This window comes from Streptomyces sp. NBC_00239, from assembly GCF_036194065.1.
Taxonomy (GTDB): Bacteria; Actinomycetota; Actinomycetes; order Streptomycetales; family Streptomycetaceae; genus Streptomyces.
This window is the reverse complement of record NZ_CP108095.1, coordinates 3324437-3338436: the sequence shown is the minus strand read 5'-3', so window position 1 is coordinate 3338436 and position 14000 is coordinate 3324437. Positions and strand designations below refer to the sequence as shown.

The 14000-nt window shown below is 72.1% G+C and carries 14 protein-coding genes; 5 read left to right on the top strand and 9 right to left on the bottom strand.

Annotated elements, in window-relative coordinates; translation table 11 throughout:
• The first annotated feature begins 50 nt into the window (after positions 1 to 50).
• On the top strand, positions 51 to 842 hold the full coding sequence (locus OG764_RS14505; protein WP_328968850.1) for a VOC family protein: 792 nt from the start codon (positions 51 to 53) through the stop codon (positions 840 to 842).
• 56 nt (positions 843 to 898) lie between these two features.
• Here OG764_RS14505 and OG764_RS14500 read toward each other — a convergent pair whose 3' ends face one another.
• From OG764_RS14500 to OG764_RS14485, 4 genes are all read right to left on the bottom strand, one after another.
• Positions 899 to 1333, bottom strand: coding sequence for a CBS domain-containing protein (locus OG764_RS14500; RefSeq protein WP_328968849.1), 435 nt, complete (start codon positions 1331 to 1333; stop codon positions 899 to 901).
• 161 nt (positions 1334 to 1494) lie between these two features.
• Complete coding sequence (locus OG764_RS14495) at positions 1495 to 3144, bottom strand: phospho-sugar mutase (RefSeq protein ID WP_328968848.1); 1650 nt, start codon at positions 3142 to 3144, stop codon at positions 1495 to 1497.
• 29 nt (positions 3145 to 3173) lie between these two features.
• Positions 3174 to 3980, bottom strand: coding sequence for a purine-nucleoside phosphorylase (locus tag OG764_RS14490; protein WP_328968847.1), 807 nt, complete (start codon positions 3978 to 3980; stop codon positions 3174 to 3176).
• Positions 3981 to 4103: 123 nt separating this feature from the next.
• Entirely contained in the window at positions 4104 to 4541 is a 438-nt protein-coding gene (locus OG764_RS14485) for a gamma-glutamylcyclotransferase (protein ID WP_328968846.1), read from the bottom strand.
• 172 nt (positions 4542 to 4713) lie between these two features.
• On the opposite strand from OG764_RS14485, the gene OG764_RS14480 reads away from it, so the two are divergent.
• The gene (locus OG764_RS14480) at positions 4714 to 6153 is read left to right on the top strand and encodes an NAD(P)H-quinone dehydrogenase (RefSeq protein WP_328968845.1); all 1440 of its coding nucleotides are present in this window, start codon (positions 4714 to 4716) and stop codon (positions 6151 to 6153) included.
• Positions 6154 to 6328: 175 nt separating this feature from the next.
• Positions 6329 to 7285 (top strand): DeoR/GlpR family DNA-binding transcription regulator, encoded by a 957-nt coding sequence (locus tag OG764_RS14475; RefSeq protein WP_328968844.1) that lies wholly within the window; start codon positions 6329 to 6331, stop codon positions 7283 to 7285.
• A gap of 171 nt (positions 7286 to 7456) precedes the next feature.
• Here OG764_RS14475 and OG764_RS14470 read toward each other — a convergent pair whose 3' ends face one another.
• A complete protein-coding gene (locus tag OG764_RS14470) occupies positions 7457 to 9223 on the bottom strand; it encodes an acetyl/propionyl/methylcrotonyl-CoA carboxylase subunit alpha (protein ID WP_328968843.1) in 1767 nt (588 codons plus the stop codon).
• Positions 9224 to 9630: 407 nt separating this feature from the next.
• On the opposite strand from OG764_RS14470, the gene OG764_RS14465 reads away from it, so the two are divergent.
• On the top strand, positions 9631 to 10050 hold the full coding sequence (locus tag OG764_RS14465) for a hypothetical protein (protein WP_328968842.1): 420 nt from the start codon (positions 9631 to 9633) through the stop codon (positions 10048 to 10050).
• A 216-nt stretch (positions 10051 to 10266) separates the two neighbouring features.
• On the opposite strand, the gene OG764_RS14460 is transcribed toward OG764_RS14465, so the two are convergent.
• The 4 genes from OG764_RS14460 to OG764_RS14445 form a co-directional block, all read right to left on the bottom strand.
• Positions 10267 to 10878 carry a Maf family protein gene (locus OG764_RS14460; protein WP_328968841.1) on the bottom strand — a complete coding sequence of 204 codons (612 nt, stop codon included), beginning with the start codon at positions 10876 to 10878 and terminating at the stop codon, positions 10267 to 10269.
• A gap of 41 nt (positions 10879 to 10919) precedes the next feature.
• Positions 10920 to 11045 (bottom strand): morphogenic membrane protein MmpB, encoded by a 126-nt coding sequence (gene mmpB / locus OG764_RS14455; RefSeq protein WP_328968840.1) that lies wholly within the window; start codon positions 11043 to 11045, stop codon positions 10920 to 10922.
• Positions 11046 to 11139: 94 nt separating this feature from the next.
• Entirely contained in the window at positions 11140 to 11346 is a 207-nt protein-coding gene (locus OG764_RS14450) for an acyl-CoA carboxylase epsilon subunit (RefSeq protein ID WP_328968839.1), read from the bottom strand.
• 52 nt (positions 11347 to 11398) lie between these two features.
• Complete coding sequence (locus OG764_RS14445) at positions 11399 to 13000, bottom strand: acyl-CoA carboxylase subunit beta (protein WP_328968838.1); 1602 nt, start codon at positions 12998 to 13000, stop codon at positions 11399 to 11401.
• A 117-nt stretch (positions 13001 to 13117) separates the two neighbouring features.
• Here OG764_RS14445 and OG764_RS14440 point away from each other — a divergent pair, with 117 nt between their 5' ends.
• Complete coding sequence (locus OG764_RS14440; protein WP_328968837.1) at positions 13118 to 13996, top strand: biotin--[acetyl-CoA-carboxylase] ligase; 879 nt, start codon at positions 13118 to 13120, stop codon at positions 13994 to 13996.
• Positions 13997 to 14000 lie beyond the last annotated feature (4 nt).

Here is a 14000-nt window from a genome sequence, read left to right as displayed (position 1 = left end):
CGCCAGGGTGGGCGGGTCGTCATCCCGCGCACAGACAAGGGCACCGCACCATGCTCAGCACCGACTTCACCACCGGCTCGCCGAACTGGATCGACCTCGGCAGCCCCGACACCGACGCCGCCGCCGCGTTCTACCGGGCGGTCTTCGGCTGGGCCTTCGTCTCCGCGGGGCCCGAGGCCGGCGGCTACGGCTTCTTCCGGAAGGAGGGCCACACGGTGGCCGCGCTCGGGCCGCTCACCGAGGAAGGCGCCTCCCCGGCCTGGATGGTGCACTTCAACACCCCGGACGCGCAGGCCGCCGCGCAGGCCGTGCGGGACGGCGGCGGCCGGGTGCGGATGGAGCCCATGGACGTCATGGGGGAGGGCTGGCTCGCCCAGTTCACCGACCCGGACGGCGCCGAGTTCGCGGTCTGGCAGCCCGGGAAGACCAAGGGGCTGGGTCAGACCTCCGCCGACGACACCCTGGTGTGGGTGGAGCTGACGGCGAGCGACCCGGCCGCCTCGATCGCGTTCTACCGCGGCCTGTTCGGCTGGCGCAGCGCGGACATGGAGGCGCCGGGCGGGATGACGTACACGGTGCTGTCGACGGCCGACGGAGACCAGGAGGACGCCTCGTTCGGCGGGGTCGCGCCCGCCGAGATGCTGGGGGAGAACGCCCCGCACCGCTGGATCCCGTACTTCGCCGTGGCCGACGCGGACGCGACCGTCGCGAAGGCGCAGGGCGCCGGCGGGTCGGTGGTCATGCCCGCCACCTCGATGGACGGGGTGGGCAGGATGGCGTGGCTGGCCGACCCGGCCGGCGGGGTCTTCGCGATCCTCAAGCCGGAACCCGCCAAGGGCTGAGCGGGGCCGGGCCCGTCCCGCGACGGCCCGGCCCGTGCAGGGCCGGGCGCACGGGGTCAGTTCGCGGCGTAGATGCGGGCGGCGAACTCCGCCATGGCCTCGTCGCTGAGGTTCTTCGCCAGGTTCGCCTCCGTGATCATGCCGACGAGGCGGTGGCCGTTGACGACGTCGATCACCGGCAGGCGCTTGATCTGGTGGACCTCCATCGTGTCCACCGCCTCGCTCGCGGGGGCCTCGGCGTCCACCCAGTGCAGTACGCCGGCCATCGAACCGGCCGTCACGTCCGCCGGGTTCATGCCCTCGGCGCAGCACTTGACCACGATGTCGCGGTCGGTGATCAGGCCCTTGAGCCGTTGGTCGGCGCCGCAGATGGGCAGACAGCCGACACTCAGGTCGCGCATCATCCGTGAGGCGTCCAGCAGCGTCTGCTCCTCGCGCACGCACTGCACCCCGGCGGTCATCATGTCCCTGGCCCGCAGGTTCTCGGCCATGGCGGCTCCTCCGTCCTGTGCGAAAGCTCGTGTCGGTCCTCTACGAGCACAGCACGGGACGGGCCGCGGCGCGCGCCGGGGCGCCCCCGGCCGGGACGCCGCAGGGCCCCCGCGGCCGGAGCTGCGGGGGCCCTGCGGGGCACTGCGGGCGGGTGGCGGGATCAGATGCCCGCCGCGGCCGCCAGGTCCTTCTTGACCGCGTCCAGGATCTCCTGGCCGCGCTCCTTGGCCGAGGCCAGCGCGGAGGCCTCGGCGACCGGGACCACGACCTCCAGGTAGCACTTGAGCTTGGGCTCGGTGCCGCTCGGGCGGACGATCACCCGGGCCTTGTAGTCGCCGTCCAGGTAGTAGCGCAGACCGTCGGTGGGCGGCAGCGTGGCCGTCCCCCGGGCCAGGTCCTCCGCGGAGACGACCCGCAGGCCCGCCAGCGAGGCCGGCGGCCGCTCGCGCAGGGCGCGCATCGCGTCGGCGATCACCGACAGGTCCTGGACCCGCACCGAAAGCTGGTCGGTGGCGTGCAGGCCGTGGGCCATCGCCAGGTCGTCCAGCAGGTCGGTGAGCGTACGGCCCTGCTCCTTGAGCTCCGAGGCCAGTTCGGCCACGAGCAGCGCGGCCGTGATGCCGTCCTTGTCGCGGACGCCGTCGGGGTCGACGCAGTAGCCCAGCGCCTCCTCGTAGCCGTACCGCAGGCCCTCCACGCGGGAGATCCACTTGAAGCCCGTGAGGGTCTCCTCGTGGCCGACGCCCGCGGCCTCGGCGATCCGGCCGAGCAGCGAGGACGACACGATGGACTCGGCGAACACGCCGGACGCGCCCTTGTGGACCAGGTGCGCGGCCAGCAGCGCGCCCACCTCGTCGCCGCGCAGCATGCGCCAGCCGTGCGCGGCCGAGTCGTCGGGGACGGCCACCGCGCACCGGTCGGCGTCCGGGTCGTTCGCGATCACGATGTCCGGGCCCGCCGCGGCGGCCGTCGCGAAGGCCAGGTCCATGGCCCCCGGCTCCTCCGGGTTGGGGAAGGCCACCGTGGGGAAGTCCGGGTCCGGCTCCGCCTGCTCGGCCACCAGCACCGGGGCGGGGAAACCGGCCCGGGCGAAGGCGGCCAGGACCACGTCCTTGCCGACGCCGTGCATGGCCGTGTAGACGGTCCGCACGCCGCGCGGCGAGCCGGGGCTCAGGACGGCGTCCGTGCGCGCCAGGTAGGCCTCCAGGACCTCGTCTCCGAGGTCTTCCCAGCCGCTGTCCGGACGGGGCACGTCCGCCAGCGCGCCGATCGCCGCGATCTCGGCCGCGATCTCGGCGTCCGCGGGGGAGACGATCTGCGAGCCGTCGCCCAGGTACACCTTGTAGCCGTTGTCCCGCGGAGGGTTGTGGCTCGCCGTGACCTCGACGCCCGCGACGGCGCCCAGGTGCCTTATGGCGTACGCCAGCACCGGGGTCGGCAGCGGTCGGGGCAGAACGGCGGCGCGCAGCCCGGCGCCCGTCATCACGGCGGCGGTGTCCCGCGCGAAGTCCGCGGACTTGTGGCGGGCGTCGTACCCGACGACGACGAGTCCGCCCTCGTGCCCCTTGGCCTTGAGGTGGGCGGCGAGGCCGGCGGCGGCCCTGATGACCACCGAGCGGTTCATCCGCATGGGGCCCGCGCCCAGCTCACCGCGCAGCCCGGCGGTGCCGAACTGCAGGGTGCCGGCGAACCGGCCGGCCAGTTCGGCCCCGTCGCCCGCCTCGATGAGGCGGCCGAGCTCGGCCGCCGTCTCCGGGTCGGGGTCCTCGGCCTGCCAGGCCCGGGCGCGTGCGATCAGATCGTCCTGCACTGGTTCCCTTTCCGTACGGGTGGTCCGGCTCAGATCCGGGCGAGGACCTGGGTCAGCAGCTCGCCCATGCGGGCGGCCGAGTCGCGGCCCGCCTGCAGGACCTCCTCGTGGTTCAGCGGCTCGCCGGACAGGCCCGCGGCCAGGTTGGTGACGAGGGAGATGCCCAGGACCTCGGCGCCGGCCTCACGGGCCGCGATGGCCTCCAGGACCGTGGACATGCCGACCAGGTCGGCGCCCATGACGCGGATCATGTTGATCTCGGCCGGGGTCTCGTAGTGCGGGCCGGGGAACTGCACGTAGACGCCCTCTTCGAGGGTCTCGTCGATCTCCTTGCACATCGCGCGCAGCCGCGGCGAGTACAGGTCGGTGAGGTCCACGAAGTTCGCGCCGACGATCGGCGAGGTGGCCGTGAGGTTCAGGTGGTCGCTGATCAGGACCGGCTGGCCGGGGCGCATGCCCTCGCGGAGGCCGCCGCAGCCGTTGGTCAGGACGACGGTCTTGCAGCCGGCGGCGACGGCGGTGCGGACGCCGTGGGCGACGGCGGCGACGCCGCGGCCCTCGTAGTAGTGGGTCCGGCCGAGGAAGACCAGGGCGCGCTTGTCGCCGATCTTGTACGAGCGGACCTTGCCGCCGTGGCCCTGCACGGCGGCGGGCGGGAAGCCGGGCAGGTCGGTGATGAGGAACTCGGACTCGGGGGCGCCCAGCGCCTCGGCGGCGGGGGCCCAGCCGGAGCCCATCACGAGCGCGACGTCGTGGGTTTCGGCGCCGGTGAGCTCACGCAGGCGATCCGCGGCGGCGGCGGCGGAGGCGTGGGGGTCGGTAGCAGATGCGTTCACGCGGATGAGGGTAGCCGCTGAAGTCCTACGCGCGTAGATGGCACAGCTCACGGTGTTCGGATCGTTGCCTTGTCGTTTCCCACCAAATGTCCCGCGCCGCCGGTCTCGCCGGGTGTCCGGGGGTCAGCAGGGGCGTTTGCGGAGTTCCATGACGTAGTCGTGCGGGGCGCCGGCGGATTCGGCGGCGTCGGCGATCTCACCCAGGTACCGGGCCGAGGGCAGACCGCCCTCGTAGCCGTTGAGCACGTACACCCAGGCCGCCTCCTCGCCGTCCAGGGTGTGCACGCGCACCCGCATCCGGCGGTAGATGTCCAGGCCCACGCCCTCCCACCGGTCCATGGACTCCTCGTCCAGGGGCGCGATGTCGTAGAGCGCGACGAAGACCTGGTGGCGCGGGGCCTCCACGACCGTGGCGAGGGCGCCCTCCCAGCCCATCTGCTCACCTCCGAAGGTGAGCCGCCAGTCGTTGATCCAGCCCGTGCCACGCAGCGGGGAGTGCGGGGCGCGGCGCGTCATCAGCCGCGCGTCGAGGTTGCCGGCGTACGCGGCGTAGAGCGACATGGGATCGAGAGTACGGGAGGGTCGGCCCTGCCGGGCCTCCCGGATGGGCGGCCCTGGAGTGAAGCACCTTGGCGCGTGCGGGACAATGGCGTACGGAATGCATCCCCCGGGGAGACCCCCCGGACCACCGGCCGGGGCGGCAGTCGGCCGGAAGACGTGAGGCGGACTTTTCGTGACCCGGATCGTGATCATCGGCGGCGGACCCGGCGGGTATGAGGCGGCGCTCGTGGGCGCCCAGCTCGGCGCGGAGGTGACCGTCGTCGACTGCGACGGTCTGGGCGGGGCGTCGGTACTGACCGACTGCGTACCGTCGAAGACCCTCATCGCGACGGCCGAGGTGATGACGAACTTCGATTCGTCGTACGAGGAGCTCGGCATCATCGTCGCCGACGACACCCCTCCGCTGGAGCAGTCGGCCCGGGTGGTCGGCGTCGACCTGGGCAAGGTCAACCGACGGGTGAAGCGCCTCGCGCTCGCGCAGTCGCACGACATCACCGCCTCCGTCACCCGGGCCGGCGCCCGCGTGCTGCGCGGCCGCGGCCGCCTCGGCGGCCCGCAGGGCATCGACGGCACCCGTGACGTCATCGTCACGGCCGCGGACGGCACCGAGACCATCCTGACCGCGGAGGCCGTGCTGATCGCGACCGGCGGCCACCCGCGCGAGATCCCGGACGCGCAGCCGGACGGCGAGCGGATCCTGAACTGGACGCAGGTCTACGACCTGGAGGAGCTCCCCGAGGAGCTCATCGTGGTCGGCTCCGGTGTGACCGGCGCCGAGTTCGCGGGCGCCTACCAGGCCCTGGGCTCCCGGGTCACCCTGGTCTCCTCCCGCGACCGCGTGCTCCCCGGCGAGGACCCGGACGCCGCCGCCGTGCTGGAGGACGTGTTCCGCCGGCGCGGCATGAACGTGATCTCCCGGGCCCGCGCCGAGTCCGCGAAGCGCGTGGGCGACCGGGTCGAGGTCACCCTCGCCGACGGCCGCGTCATCTCCGGCACCCACTGCCTGATGGCGGTCGGCGCCATCCCGAACACCGCGAACATGAACCTGGAGGAGTCCGGGGTCAAGCTCAAGGACTCCGGCCACATCTGGACCGACAAGGTCTCCCGCACCTCCTCGCCCGGCGTGTACGCGGCCGGCGACGTGACGGGCATCTTCGCGCTCGCGTCGGTGGCGGCCATGCAGGGCCGGATCGCGATGTACCACTTCCTGGGCGACGCGGTGACCCCGCTCAACCTCAAGACGGTCTCCTCGAACGTCTTCACGGACCCCGAGATCGCCACCGTGGGCTACACGCAGGCCGACGTGGACGCCGGCCGGATCGACGCCCGCGTCGTGAAGCTGCCGCTGCTGCGCAACCCGCGCGCCAAGATGCAGGGCATCCGGGACGGCTTCGTGAAGATGTTCTGCCGCCCGGGCACCGGCATCGTGGTCGGCGGTGTGGTCGTCGCCCCGCGCGCCAGCGAGCTGATCCACCCGATCTCGATCGCGGTCGACAACAACCTGACCGTGGAACAGATCGCAAACGCGTTCACCGTGTACCCCTCCCTGTCGGGATCGATCGCCGAGGTGGCCCGCCAGCTGCACACCCGCAAGGCCGCGGGCGAGGCGTAACGGGCCCCAACCGCCGCTGGCGGTAACGGCCTTGGGGCGGGGTGACGGGTCGCCGGCGGCGGGCGCCACGGCAGTGGCCGTGCGTATACCACTAGTCACCCCGCCGTACGGACAACTTCGGAAATCCGGCGCAAGGAGCTGAAAGCAGACGGTCGTTGGGGTTACTGTCAGTTTCGTGTTCGCTGCTGAACGTCGCCAATTGATCCTCGAAATGGTGCGTGCCAACGGAGCGGTTTCGCTCCGGGAGCTCGCCCGCGTCGTCCAGACCTCCGAAGTGACCGTACGGCGCGACGTGCGGGCACTGGAGGCCGAAGGACTCCTCGACCGCCGGCACGGCGGTGCGGTCTTGCCGGGCGGTTTCACGCGGGAGTCCGGCTTTCCGCAAAAATCCCACCTCGCGACGGCGGAGAAGACCGCCATCGCCGATGTCGCGGCCGGCCTCGTCGAAGAAGGCGAGGCCGTTGTCGTCGGCGCGGGCACCACCACGCAGGAGCTGGCCCGCCGGCTCGCCCGGGTGCCCGGACTGACCGTGGTCACCAACTCCCTCCTGGTCGCCCAGGCCCTCGCGCACGCCAACCGGGTGGAAGTGGTGATGACGGGCGGGACCCTGCGCGGGTCCAACTACGCGCTCGTCGGAAGCGGGGCCGAGCAGTCCCTGCAAGGGCTGCGGGTGTCCCGGGCCTTCCTGTCCGGAAGCGGCCTGACGGCCGAGCGCGGGCTGTCCACGTCCAACATGCTCTCCGCGAGCGTGGACCGGGCCCTGGTGCAGGCGGCCGCGGAGGTGGTGGTCCTCGCGGACCACACCAAGCTCGGCACCGACACCATGTTCCAGACGGTGCCGACGGACGTCATCACCCGGCTCGTCACCGACGAACCGCCGCCCCACGACGACCGCGCGCAGACCGAACTGCAGGCGCTCGCCGACCAGGGCGTGCAGATCACCGTGGCCGGTACGGGCATGCACCCCGGCGCCGCGGGCGGCGGGGACGGGCTCGGCGGTGGCCGCAGGCCCCCGCGGCGCGAATCCCCCCTCCCGGTGCAGCGCCGCGCCGGTACGGCCTCGCAGCTGAGGGCCGCCGCCCTGGCGGATCCGGGCGACCGGGCCAGGGTCGCCGACCTGAGGCGCCGGTGACCGGCTTAGGGGGTGGCCGGCGGACCCGCCCATGGTCCGCCCGACACCCCCTAGGGGCCCCGCCCGATCCGAACGGACGGCCCGCGGCGCCCCCGCCGGTACGGGCCGCCCGCAGCAAGGCCAAGGCCCCGCCCGGTCGGACCGGGCGGGGCCTTGGCATGCCTACGGACGTCAGTTGTCCTTGATCTCGCAGATCATGGCGCCGGACGTCAGCGAGGCGCCGACCTCGGCGGCCAGGCCGACGATCGTGCCCGAACGGTGGGCGTTGAGGGGTTGTTCCATCTTCATGGCTTCGAGGACGACGACGAGGTCGCCTTCTTCGACGTGCTGGCCTTCTTCGACGGCGACCTTGACGATGGTTCCCTGCATCGGGGAGGCGAGGGTGTCGCCGGACGCTGCGGGGCCGGATTTCTTGGCGGCGCGGCGTTTGGGCTTGGCGCCGCCGGCGGCGGCGGTGCGGGCCAGGGTCATGCCGAGGGAGGACGGCAGGGACACCTCGAGGCGCTTGCCGCCGACCTCGACGACGACCGTCTCGCGGCCCGGCTCGTCGTCCGTGTCGTCGGTGGCGGGGGTGGTGAAGGCGGGGATGGTGTTGACGAACTCGGTCTCGATCCACCGGGTGTGGACCGTGAACGGGTTCTCGCCTTCGGGGCGGAAGGCGGGGTCGGCCACGACGGCCTGGTGGAAGGGGATGGCGGTGGCCATTCCCTCGACCTTGAACTCGGCCAGCGCGCGGGCGGCCCGCTGGAGGGCCTGCTCGCGGGTGGCACCGGTGACGATCAGCTTCGCGAGGAGCGAGTCCCAGGCCGGGCCGATGACGGATCCGGATTCGACGCCGGCGTCGAGGCGGACGCCGGGGCCGGTGGGGGCCTGGAAGAGGGTGACGGTGCCGGGGGCGGGCAGGAAGCCGCGGCCGGGGTCTTCGCCGTTGATGCGGAACTCGAAGGAGTGGCCGCGCAGGACGGGGTCGCCGTAGCCGAGTTCCTCGCCGTCGGCGATGCGGAACATCTCCCGCACCAGGTCGATGCCGGTGACTTCCTCGGTGACGGGGTGTTCGACCTGGAGGCGGGTGTTGACCTCGAGGAAGGAGATGGTGCCGTCGGTGCCGACGAGGAACTCGACGGTGCCCGCGCCGACGTATCCGGCTTCCTTCAGGATCGCCTTCGACGCCGTATACAGCTCGGCGTTCTGCTCCGGGGTCAGGAACGGCGCCGGGGCTTCTTCCACGAGTTTTTGGTGGCGGCGCTGGAGGGAGCAGTCCCGGGTGGAGACGACGACCACGTTGCCGTGGGTGTCGGCCAGGCACTGCGTCTCGACGTGGCGGGGCTTGTCGAGGTAGCGCTCGACGAAGCACTCGCCCCGCCCGAACGCGGCGACGGCCTCGCGGACGGCGGAGTCGTAGAGTTCGGGGACTTCTTCCAGGGTGCGGGCGACCTTCAGGCCGCGCCCGCCGCCACCGAACGCGGCTTTGATCGCGATGGGGAGGCCGTGTTCCTTGGCGAACGCGACGACTTCGTCGGCCCCGGAGACGGGGTCGGGGGTGCCGGCGACCAGGGGTGCGCCGGCGCGCTGGGCGATGTGACGGGCGGCGACCTTGTCGCCGAGGTCGCGGATGGCCTGCGGGGGCGGGCCGATCCAGGTCAGGCCGGCGTCGATGACGGCCTGCGCGAACTCGGCGTTCTCCGACAGGAATCCGTAACCGGGGTGGACGGCATCCGCGCCGGCGTCCGCCGCGGCCTGCAGGACCTTGGACATGTCCAGATAGCTGGTCGCGGGAGTGTCACCGCCCAGGGCGAATGCCTCGTCTGCCGCGCGGACATGCAGAGCGTCACGGTCCGGGTCTGCGTAGACGGCTACGCTCGCGATCCCGGCATCCCGGCAGGCCCGGGCAACGCGGACAGCGATTTCGCCTCGATTGGCGATGAGCACCTTGCGCACGATGGCTCCCTCCTTGAAACAAGCTGAGTTTAGGGACTGCCGACACGGCCTTTCGACCCGTCCCCGGAGGTGACCTTGCCCACACAGAGCGTGATGCGGGTGCTGCTCCCCTGCCGAAAACCCTTGTGGCGCCCTGGACCAGGGGAATCCCCGACTGCACAGTAACCCCGCTCTGTGTCCAAGGTCTCTGTCCACGGGGTCCTCGCACCGGTGTGATTCTTTGTCGAGTCCCTACGAATGGGCGAATGATTCTTTGCCGTTGCGGCGACCGTCCCGCAAGTGCGACGCGCGGGCGCCGGCAGAGTCGTAACGAAGCCGTCCACAGCCCTTGTCCCCCGGTTTACTCGTTAGTAGCCTCCGGGGGTCGAACGCACGTCGAACGTACGTCGCACGGGGATGGGGACGTTGTGGCACGCAGGCTCGTGGCCGGACTGGCCGCGCTGTTGCTCTTCGCCGAGGCCGTCGGTTTTGTGCTCGTCAACCACGTCCTGGCGACGGTCGCCGACCGCCAGTCCATGTCCATAGCGGACGTGGACGCGGACGTGATGGTCACCGCGACGTACGTCATGGGCGCCGCGATGGGCGGGTTCCTGCTGTGCGCCGGGGTCGTCCTGCTGGTGGCCGTCCTGCGGGACCGGGGGCCGGGGCGGGTCGCACGGGCGCTGCTGATCGGTTGTGCGGTCACTCACGCGGTGCTGGGGGCGATCGCGGTGGGGCTGGTCGGGTGGGGCGGGTTCGCCTTCATGGTGCTGGTGCTCGTGCTGGTCGTCTTGACCCTGACCCTGTACGGCAAGCGGGGGCCGGCTGCCGCCGGCCTCGCCGGCTGACCATGGCGCCCCTCGGCCTCGCCGACCCTGCGGGCGCGAAACCCAGCCTCGCCGGCGTTTGAGGCGCGGGTCCGGGCGGAGCCCGGTGCCCGGCGGAGCCGGGTTGCTCTTGGGGCTCCGCCCCAAACCCCGCGCCTCAAACGCCGGCGGGGCTGGATTTGCCGCACGGAGCGCCGGCGGGGCTGGGGTGTTGCGCCCCCGGGGCAGCCGGCCGGGTCAGGTCCACAAGTCGGTGATGGAGACTTCCAGTTCGGCGAGGAGGGAGCGGAGGAGGGGGAGGGAGATGCCGATGACGTTGCCGTGGTCGCCGTCGATGCCGTCGATGAACGGCGCCGAAAGGCCGTCCAGGGTGAACGCCCCCGCCACGTGCAACGGCTCACCGCTCGCCACGTACGCCGCGACCTCCGCATCCGTCGGCTCCCCGAACCGGACCGTGGTGGAGGCCGTCGCCGACACCTGACGGCCGCTCACCGTGTCGATCACGCAGTGCCCGGTGCGCAGCACGCCCGCCCGGCCGCGCATCGACTTCCAGCGGGCCGTGGCCTCGTCGGCGTCCGCGGGCTTGCCCAGCGCCTCGCCGTCCAGTTCCAGTACGGAGTCGCAGCCGATCACCAGGGCGCCCGCAGCGGCCTCCTGGGCGGCCACCACGGCCGCCTTGGCCTCGGCGAGCACCAGGGCCAGCTCGGCGGGGGAGTCGGCGCTCAGGGCGTCCTCGTCGACCCCGCTGACGATCACGTGCGGGGCCAGGCCGGCCTGCCGCAGCAGGTTGAGGCGGGCGGGGGAGGCGGAGGCGAGGACAACGGGGCGCGGCGAAGGCTGGTCAGTCATGCGGCCCATCGTAGGAGCCCGCCGCGGCCGCCGCGCCCGGCTCAGACGCCGAGGACGTAGACGGCCACGATCATCGCGATCACCAGGACCACGGCCAGCCGGCGGATCATCGCCTGGGCTTCGCGCATGTCCTCGGGCGGCTCGTTCTTCGGGTCGGACCAGAGCATGTACCGATCCTGGTCCCGGCACGGCGACGGCGCCTGAGTACGGGTACTCAGGCGCCGTCGTCCGTTCACGTCATCTTCACGCGTGCCGGCCGGCTCAGCCGGGCCAGTACGTGCGCCCCCACGCCCGCGGACCGGGCTGCGGCAGCCGGTGGCGGGCCACCCGGGACGGGTCGGACCAGCCCTCGGGGACGGGGACCGCGCCGGACGGCGCCGAGGCGAGCGCCGCGGCGCGGGCTTGGACCACCGCCAGGGCGGCGGCCAGCTCCTCGGGGGTCGGGTTGCCCTTGACGACCTTGATCATGGAGTAAGGCCCTTCCTGTCAGAGCGGATCAGCGGATCGGCGGATCGGCGGATCAGAGCGGGATGTTGCCGTGCTTCTTCGGGGGCAGGGACTCCCGCTTGGTCCGCAGCTGCCGCAGGCCCTTCACGATGTGCCCGCGGGTGTCGGACGGCATGATCACCGCGTCGACGTAGCCGCGCTCGGCCGCGACGTACGGGTTGAGCAGGGTGTCCTCGTAGTCGGCGATCAGCTCGGCGCGGGTCGCCTCCTGGTCCTCGGCGGCGGCGATGGTGCGCCGGTGCAGGATGTTGACCGCGCCCTGCGCGCCCATGACCGCGATCTGGGAGGTCGGCCAGGCCAGGTTGAGGTCCGCCCCGAGGTGCTTGGAGCCCATGACGTCGTACGCGCCGCCGAAGGCCTTGCGGGTGATGACGGTGATGAGCGGGACGGTGGCCTCGGCGTACGCGTAGATCAGCTTGGCGCCGCGCCGGATGATTCCGTTGTACTCCTGGTCGGTGCCCGGCAGGAAGCCCGGGACGTCCACGAAGGTCAGCACCGGGATGTTGAAGGCGTCGCACGTCCGCACGAAGCGCGCCGCCTTCTCCGAGGCGTTGATGTCGAGGCAGCCGGCGAACTGCATCGGCTGGTTGGCGACGACGCCCACCGGGTGGCCCTCGACGCGGCCGAAGCCGGTCAGGATGTTCGGCGCGAACAGCGCCTGGGTCTCCAGGAACTCGCCGTCGTCCAGCACGTGCTCGATGACGGTGTGCATGTCGTACGGCTGGTTCGCGCTGTCGGGGATGAGGGCGTCGAGCTCCAGGTCGGAGTCCGACGGCTCCAGGTCGGCCTCCTCCGGGAAGGCCGGCGGCTCCGACAGGTTGTTCGAAGGCAGGTACGAGAGCAGCGACTTGACGTACTCGATCGCGTCCTTCTCGTCCCCGGCCATGTGGTGCGCCACGCCCGAGGTGGAGTTGTGGGTGCGAGCGCCGCCCAGCTCCTCGAAGCCGACGTCCTCGCCGGTGACGGTCTTGATGACGTCCGGGCCGGTGATGAACATGTGCGAGGTCTGGTCGACCATGACCGTGAAGTCGGTGATGGCGGGCGAGTAGACCGCGCCGCCGGCGCACGGGCCGACGATCAGCGAGATCTGCGGGATCACGCCCGACGCGTGCACGTTGCGGCGGAAGATCTCGCCGTACATGCCGAGGGCCATGACGCCCTCCTGGATGCGGGCGCCGCCGGAGTCGTTGATGCCGATGACCGGACAGCCGGTCTTCAGCGCGAAGTCCATGACCTTCATGATCTTCTGCCCGAAGACCTCGCCGAGCGAGCCGCCGAGCACCGTGAAGTCCTGGGAGAACACCGCGACCGGCCGGCCGTCGACCGTGCCGTAGCCGGTGACCACGCCGTCGCCGTAGGGGCGGTTGTTCTCCATGCCGAAGTCGGTGGAGCGGTGCCGCGCGAACTCGTCGAGCTCGACGAACGAGCCCTCGTCCAGCAGCAGATCGACCCGCTCACGGGCCGTCAGCTTGCCCTTGGCGTGCTGCTTCTCCACGGCCCGCTCGGAACCTGCGTGGACCGCTTCGTCGATGCGGCGCCTGAGGTCCGCGATCTTCCCCGCGGTGGTGTGGATGTCGATCTGCGTCGCCTCTGACGACTCTGAGGGTTGTGACATCGGGGTCGCGGCTCCCTGCCTGGTCAACCTTATGACTGCGGATGGCTACTGGCACGTAGCGTATCGGCGCGCATGGCGCTCGGCAGTGCGGCGTTCCCCACACCTAATCTGGCTTGCATGACGCCATCGGATGCCTCAGCCCCCGCATCGTCCGGCCGCTGGTCCAGCCTGGACCGGCCGCCCCTGAACCTCGCCTCCCTGCAGCGCTCGCTGGTCACCCCGGACAGCCTGTGGAGCTCCGTGGAACTGGTCGAGAGCACCGGCTCCACCAACACCGACCTGGCCGCCCGCGCCGCGGAACTCCCCGAAGGGGCCGTACTGGTCGCCGAGGAGCAGACCAGCGGCCGCGGCCGCCTCGACCGCAGCTGGACGGCGCCCGCCCGGTCGGGCCTGTTCTTCTCGCTGCTGCTCAAGCCGGACCCGGCGAAGGTGGCGCCCGCGCAGTGGGGCTGGCTCACCCTGCTGGCCGGGGTGGCCGCGTCGGCCGCGCTCTCCCGGGCCGCGGCCGTCGACACGTCCCTCAAGTGGCCCAACGACCTCCTGGTCACGGTCGACGGCCACGAGCGCAAGACCGGCGGCATCCTCGCCGAGCGGGCGGGCGGCGAGCAGGGCGGTGTCGTCATCGGCATCGGGCTGAACGTGACGCTCACCGAGGACGAGCTGCCGGTGCCCGCCGCGGGCTCGCTGGTCCTGGCGAAGGCGGCCGTCACCGACCGCGACTCGCTGCTGAAGGCCGTACTGCGTTCGATCGAGGACTGGTACCGGCGTTGGTGCGAGGCCGGCGGCGACCCGTCGGAGAGCGGGCTCCAGGAGACGTACGCGGCGGAGTGCGCGACGCTCGGCCGGCACGTGCGGGCCGAGCTGCCGGGCGGCCGGGAGCTGACCGGCACCGCGGAGGCGGTGGACGCGGAGGGGCGCCTGGTGGTCCGGACGGCGGACGGCGCGCGCGAAGCGGTGAGCGCGGGCGACGTGGTTCATCTGCGCGCAGGTCAGTAGGTGC